The following is a 6,845-nucleotide window of genomic DNA, read 5'->3' as shown; positions in this document are numbered from 1 at the left end:
CGCGGCGACGCCCGCCAGCCCCTGGCCGGCGCCCAACCCACCGACGCCCCTGCCGGGGCCCCCACCGCGCAGCCCACCGCCGAGCCGACGCCCGAGCCGGCCAAGCCCAAGGTGGCCATGCCGGTCGCCCGGCACGGCCTGGGCGAACTGTTCGGCGAGGCCGGCACCCACTGGGCCAACCGGCACACCGGCATCGACTTCCCGGTGGACGGCGGCTCCGAGGTCTACGCCGTGACCGACGGCACCCTTCGGACCCAGTGGAACCCGTTCTACGGCTACATGACGATCATCAAGATGCCCGACGGCACCGAGGCCTGGTACTGCCACCTGCGGGCGTACAAGGTGCGCAAGGGCCCGGTGAAGCAGGGTGACGTGATCGCCTTCGTCGGCAGCAGCGGCAACAGCACCGGCCCGCACCTGCACTTCGAGATCCGGCCGCCGGGCAGCGGGCCGATCGACCCGCTGCCCTGGTTCCTCTCGAACGGGCTGGACCCGCGCTAGCGGATCAGAGCTTCTCCACCGGCGCGTAGCGCAGCAGCAGCTGCTTGCGCCCGTCGGTGCCGAAGTCGACGGTGGCCTGGGCCCGGTCGCCGACGCCCGTGACGGCCACCACCGTGCCCAGCCCGAAGCTGTCGTGGGTGACCCGGTCGCCGACCGCCAGCGAGACGGCCTCGCGCTCCACCACCTGGCCGCCGCGCCGCGCCGACTGCCCCCAGCCGGCCTTCGGCGAAGCCGACGAGGACGAACGCGAACTCCCGCCCCCGGACGAGGACTTGCCCCAGGACGAGCCCGAGGAGTAGCCGCGCTGGACCGGCGCCTGGGCCGCCCCGGTGCGCTTCCACTCCACCAGCGCCTCCGGGATCTCCTCCAGGAACCGCGAGGCCGGGTTGTAGGCCGGCTGCCCCCAGGCGCTGCGCAGCACCGAGCGGGTCAGGTACAGCCGCTCGCGGGCCCGGGTGAGCCCGACGTACGCGAGCCGGCGCTCCTCCTCCAGCTCCTTGACCTGGTTGAGCGCCCGCATGTGCGGGAAGATCCCGTCCTCCATGCCGGTCAGGAAGACCACCGGGAACTCCAGGCCCTTGGCGGTGTGCAGGGTCATCATCGTGATGACGCCCTGCCCGTCCTCGTCCTCGTCCGGACTTCCTCCCTCTGTCCCGTACTGCTTCGCATCCGGGAGCTGGTCGGAGTCGGCGACCAGCGCGACCCGCTCCAGGAAGTCGGCCAGCGAGCCGACCGGCGGCGTGCCCTCCTCCCCGGCGTCCGGCCGCTCGCCCGGGTCCTGCTCGTACTCCAGGGCGACGGAGGCGAGCTCCTGGAGGTTCTCCACCCGGGTCTCGTCCTGCGGGTCCGTCGACGCCTGGAGCTCGGCCAGGTAGCCGGTCTCCTCCAGGACGGCCTCCAGCACCGCCGCCGGGCCCGCGCCCGACTCGACGACCTGGCGCAGCCCGGCCATCAGGGTGTTGAACTTCTTGACGGCGTTGGCCGAGCGCGCGGCCATCCCGTACGCCTCGTCGACCCGCACCAGCGCCTGGGCGAAGGAGATCCGCTCCCGCGCGGCGAGCGCGTCGATCATCGCCTCGGCCCGCTCGCCGATGCCGCGCTTGGGCACGTTGAGGATCCGGCGCAGCGGCACGGTGTCCTCCGGGTTGGAGAGCACCCGCAGGTACGCCAGGACGTCCCGGACCTCCTTGCGCTCGTAGAAGCGCACCCCGCCGACCACCTTGTACGGCAGGCCGACCCGGATGAACACCTCCTCGAACACGCGGGACTGGGCGTTGGTCCGGTAGAAGATCGCGACGTCGCCCGGCTTGGCCTCGGCCTTGTCGGTGAGCCGGTCGATCTCGTCGGCGATGAACTGGGCCTCGCCGTGCTCGTCGTCCGCGACGTAGCCGATCACCTTCTCGCCGTGCTCGCCGGCCGTCCACAGCTTCTTCTCGCGGCGGTTGGCGTTGCGCTCGATGACGGCGTTGGCGGCGCTCAGGATCGTCTGGGTGGAGCGGTAGTTCTGCTCCAGCAGGATCGTGGTCGCGTTCGGGTAGTCCTCCTCGAACTGGAGGATGTTGCGGATGGTCGCGCCGCGGAAGGCGTAGATCGACTGGTCCGCGTCACCGACCACGCACAGCTCGGCCGGCGGCACCTCGGCCAGGCGCCCGGCCGCCGGGTTCACGAGCTCGCCGTCCACGGTGCGCCGGGGGGCGTCGGCCACCGAGCCGCCGGTCAGCTCGCGGACCAGCGTGTACTGGGCGTGGTTGGTGTCCTGGTACTCGTCGACCAGGATGTGCCGGAACCGGCGCCGGTAGTGCTCGGCGACGTCGGGGAAGGCCTGCAGCAGGTTCACCGTCGTCATGATGATGTCGTCGAAGTCCAGCGCGTTGGCCTCGCGCAGGCGCCGCTGGTAGAGCGCGTACGCCTCCGCGAGCTTCTTCTCCATCGGGTTGGCGGCCCGGTCGGCGAAGGTCTCCTCGTCGATCAGCTCGTTCTTGAGGTTGCTGATCTTCGCCGTGAAGGACTTCGGCGGGAACTGCTTCGGGTCCAGGTCGAGGTCGCGGCAGACCAGCGACATCAGCCGCTGCGAGTCGGCCGAGTCGTAGATCGAGAAGCTGGAGGTGAAGCCCAGCTGCTTGGACTCGCGGCGCAGGATGCGCACACAGGCGCTGTGGAAGGTGGAGACCCACATCGCCCGGGCGCGCGGGCCGACCAGCGCCTCGACGCGCTCGCGCATCTCGCCGGCCGCCTTGTTGGTGAAGGTGATCGCCAGGATCTCCCCCGGCTGCACCCCGCGGGCGCCCAGCAGGTGGGCGATCCGGTGGGTCAGCACCCGGGTCTTGCCCGAGCCGGCGCCGGCCACGATCAGCAGCGGCGAGCCCGCGTGCAGCACCGCCTCGCGCTGCGGGTCGTTCATCCCCTCCAGCAGCTGCGCCGGGTCCACCACCGTCCGCGCGGCGCCGTTGCGGTACCAGGCGTCCCGCTCCGTCTCGGCGGCATGGTCGGTCTGGAACAGCCCGTCCGGGATGGCCTCCTCGTACGCGTCGTACGGGACGTCGTCCTCGAACGGCGGGGGCTCCTCGTCGATGGGCGCGGCGGGCTGCTTCGACCCGGCGGCGGGTGCCTCGAAACCGGGGAGCGGAAGGTCGTCAAAGAGGCTACTCATGGCACATCGAGTCTATGGCCACCCACCGACAAGCCCGCCCGCCCCGGAGGATCCGAGCGGACGGGTTCGTCGGCGTCAGTGCGACCAGTACGGGTCGTCGACGGTCGCGCACTGGCCGGCGGAGTCCTTCGGCCCCTGGGCGAACCCGCCGGATCCATCGGGCCCGGTGGTGTCCTTGACGTCGTACTGGGAGGCCGCGAACCTCGCACAGCCGTCCTGTTCGACGGAGAACCGGAGACTGAAGCGCGGGTTCCGGTCCTCCTTCACCTCCAGCGAGTACCAGGTGCGCGTGACCGCATAGCCCTTTCCGGCCCAAACCGCCTGGACCCTGTCGAGCGTTTCACCGCGCCGGTCGTCGGAGACCCGGACCCGGGCCACCTGCCCGGCAGCCAGTTCCGCCCGGCCCGTCTTCTCGCACCCGGAGGTACCGCAGAACCCGGTGGTGTCCGCGTCACTGCCGTACCTCGGCTCGGTCCACCGGAGGTCCGGGTGAAGCGCCCCGGCCACATCGGCGAGTTCGGCCTCGATCCGGTGCTGCGCCTGTTCGACCGGCATGACCGGTTCGTCGGGCTCCGGCCAGAAGAGCCAGCCGACCAGAAGTGCCAGGAGGACCGCCGTCACGGGCCCCCATCGTGCCCGGGCCATCACCTGGGGTCCTGCCGGGTGATCGTCTTCCCGTGGCCGCTCACGATCTTGCCGATGACCGGGAAGCGCTCTGTCCTGCGTCTTCTTCCCCGCGTTCGCCGGGCCGGTCGGATCGGCCCTGGCTGCGTCCCCCACGTCTCCCCCTCCCGGTGGCCCGACATCGCCGGGCCACCGGGAGACTACAGCGGGTACGGAATCGAGGTCGTCAGACCAGGCGGCGGGCGGTGGCCCAGCGGGTCAGCTCGTGGCGGTTGCTCAGCTGGAGCTTGCGCAGGACGGCGGAGACGTGGCTCTCGACCGTCTTCACCGAGATGAAGAGCTGCTTGGCGATCTCCTTGTAGGCGTAGCCGCGGGCGATCAGCCGCAGGACCTCGCGCTCGCGCTGGGTGAGCCGGTCCAGGTCCTCGTCCACCGGCGGGGTGTCGGTGGCGGCGAAGGCGTCCAGCACGAAGCCGGCCAGCCGGGGCGAGAACACCGCGTCGCCGTCGGCGATCCGGAAGATCGCGTTCACCAGGTCGGTGCCGGTGATGGTCTTGGTGACGTAGCCGCGCGCGCCCCCGCGGATGACGCCGATGACGTCGTCGGCGGCGTCCGACACCGACAGCGCCAGGAACTTCACCCCTCCCTGCTCGCCCATCACCCCGACCGAGCGGCGCAGCACCTCGGCGCCGCCGCCGCCCGGCAGGTGGACGTCGAGCAGCACCACGTCCGGCCTGGTCTCGGCGACCACGCGGACCGCCGAGTCGACGTCGTCGGCCTCGCCGACCACGTCGATGCCGGTCACTTCGGTACGGCCGATCTCGGCCCTGACCCCCGTCCGGAACATCCGGTGGTCGTCCACCAGCACGACCCGCGCCGTGCGCTCCGGAGCTGCCTCAGTCATCCGTTCTCTCCATCTCCAGCTCGACCTCGGTGCCGCCGCCCGCCGCCGGCCGCACCCGAGCGGTGCCGCCGTTGCGCTTCATCCGGCCGATGATCGACTCCCGTACGCCCATCCGGTCCTCGGGCACCGTGTCGGGGTCGAAGCCGGGGCCGTGGTCGCGGACGAACACCGACACCGTCCTCCCCTCCACCTCGGCGTAGACCTGGACCGGTCCCCCGCCACCGTACTTGGCCGCGTTGACGGTCGCCTCCCTCGCGGCCTGCATCTGTGCCGCGATCCTCTCGTCCATCGGGCAGTCGCCGACGATCACCAGCTCGACCTGGACGCCGTGCCGGTCCTCGACCTCGGCGACGGCGGCCCGCAGGGTCTCCGCCATGGTGTCCGGCGCGGCCTCCGCGGCGGCCTCCGGGCGGTACAGCCACAGCCGCAGCTCGCGCTCCTGCGAGCGGGCCAGCCGCAGCACCTCCTTCGGGTCCTCGGCCCGGCGCTGGATCAGGGTCAGGGTGTGCAGCACGGAGTCGTGGATGTGCGCGGCGATCTCGGCCCGCTCCTGGGCACGGATGCGGGCGGTGCGCTCGGCCCCGAGGTCCTGCCAGAGCCGCAGGCCGTACGGGCCGAGCAGCACCAGCACGCCGGCCAGCACCGCGAGCGAGGCCTCGATCACCGAGCCGAGCGTGGAGCCGCTGCCCTGCATCGCGAGCAGCGCGATGGTGCCGGCCACCGCGAGCAGTACGCCCGCGCCGACCCGGGTGTAGGCGCCGCGCCGCTTCTCGCCCTCCACGATGCCGAACCAGCGCTGCCAGCGCGAGTCGTCGGCCTGCCGCCAGACCAGCGCCACGCCGACGCCGATCGCCAGCAGCGGCCAGGTGTACGGCTTGGCGGTCTGCAGGCCGAGCACGTTGAGCAGGGCGATCAGGCCGATCACCGTCATCACCAGGGCGGCGAGCTGGCCGAGGCCTCCCTGCCCGCCCTTGCCGGCCGGCGCGGCCTCCTCGCCCTCCGCGGGGGCGGCCACCGGCTCGCCCTGCAGGGTGTGCTGGAGCAGCTGGCGCATCCGGCCCACCCAGCCGCCGGCCTGGCCGCCCTTGCTCAGCAGGCCGCCCGGCATCCCGGGCGAGGCCGGGACGAACACCCCGTTGAGGTACACCCACTGGGCTCCGCCGCGCTGCGAGGGCTCGCCTATGCCGATCGGCACCACGAACCAGAACGCGGCGTACAGCAGCGCGCCGATCCCCTGCGCGAAGAACAGCACGACGAAGGCGAGCCGCACCCATCGCACCGGCAGCCCGAGGTGCACCGCCAGGCCGTGCGCGACCCCGCCCAGCATCCGTCCCTGCGGACTGCGGTAGAGCCGCCGGTAGGGCGGCCTCCCGCCGTCGGGCGCGCTCGGGTCGGCGCCGGCCGACGACGCGGTGTCGGGGGCGATGGATCGGGGATCGGTACCGGGGGCTGCCACGCCACCGATGGTTCCACGCGGGCAGCCGCGGGCGCATCAGGGTGTGTCCCCATCCCGTATCAGGGACAAGTCAGGGTATGGGCAGGGGTCGCCCCGGTTGGGCCGGACCACCCCCTGCCGGAAGGATGGTGCCCATGACCGAGGACCCCCGCATCGAGGAGGCCGGGCCCACCGCCCAGCCGGAACCGGACCGCCCGCCACTGACCCGGGCCGAGCACCACCGTGTGGTGGCCGGCGTCTGCGGCGGCCTCGGGCGGCACCTGGACATCGACCCGGTGGTCTTCCGGATCGTCACGGTGGTGCTCTGCCTCTCCGGCGGCCTCGGGCTGTTCCTGTACGGCCTGGCCTGGCTGATCGTCCCGACCGACGACGAGGCCAAGGGCCGCGGCGGGCGCACCGAGCTCCAGCGGGTGCTCACCGGGCGGGTGGACGGCCAGTCGGTCGGCGCGGTGCTGCTGACCGTGATCGGCACCGGGGTGTTCTTCTCCTCGATGGGCGACGGGGACCAGATCTTCCCGCTGCTGCTGCTCGCCGCCCTGGTCTTCCTGGCGGTGCGCTACGACCCGGAGCGCCGCCGGGGCCGGGGGCGCGAGCACCGGCGCGGCGGCCCGTACGACCGCCACTTCCCCGAGCCCGAGGGCCCCGAGGTCACCGGCGGCGCCGGGGCCTACCGGTGGCCGCGGCCGGAGCAGGACGAGTCGGCCCGGACC

Annotated in this window: 6 protein-coding genes; 2 read left to right on the top strand and 4 right to left on the bottom strand. The window is 72.6% G+C overall.

The genetic code is table 11. From position 1 onward, the window contains the following. On the top strand, positions 1 to 501 hold a 501-nt coding region (locus KS423_RS34115; protein ID WP_224283627.1), incomplete at its 5' end, for a M23 family metallopeptidase. 4 nt (positions 502 to 505) lie between these two features. On the opposite strand, the gene pcrA is transcribed toward KS423_RS34115, so the two are convergent. The 4 genes from pcrA to KS423_RS34095 form a co-directional block, all read right to left on the bottom strand. Further along, a complete protein-coding gene (gene pcrA / locus KS423_RS34110; protein WP_224283626.1) occupies positions 506 to 3,151 on the bottom strand; it encodes a DNA helicase PcrA in 2,646 nt (881 codons plus the stop codon). Between the two features lie 75 nt (positions 3,152 to 3,226). After that, entirely contained in the window at positions 3,227 to 3,772 is a 546-nt protein-coding gene (locus KS423_RS34105; RefSeq protein WP_224283625.1) for a hypothetical protein, read from the bottom strand. A 229-nt stretch (positions 3,773 to 4,001) separates the two neighbouring features. Next, positions 4,002 to 4,679, bottom strand: a complete 678-nt coding sequence (locus tag KS423_RS34100) for a response regulator transcription factor (RefSeq protein ID WP_224283624.1) — start codon at positions 4,677 to 4,679, stop codon at positions 4,002 to 4,004. Next, entirely contained in the window at positions 4,672 to 6,135 is a 1,464-nt protein-coding gene (locus KS423_RS34095) for a PspC domain-containing protein (RefSeq protein WP_374120077.1), read from the bottom strand. Before KS423_RS34095 ends, KS423_RS34100 begins: the two co-directional genes overlap by 8 nt. Before the next feature lie 134 nt (positions 6,136 to 6,269). On the opposite strand from KS423_RS34095, the gene KS423_RS34090 reads away from it, so the two are divergent. Further along, positions 6,270 to 6,845: PspC domain-containing protein (locus KS423_RS34090; RefSeq protein ID WP_224283623.1), on the top strand; the 576-nt coding region annotated here is incomplete at its 3' end.

The sequence above is a fragment of the Streptomyces sp. LS1784 genome (genome assembly GCF_020103755.1).
Classification (GTDB): domain Bacteria; phylum Actinomycetota; class Actinomycetes; order Streptomycetales; family Streptomycetaceae; genus Kitasatospora.
Note: the sequence above shows the minus strand (reverse complement) of the source record. Positions and strands in the feature narration are given on the sequence as shown.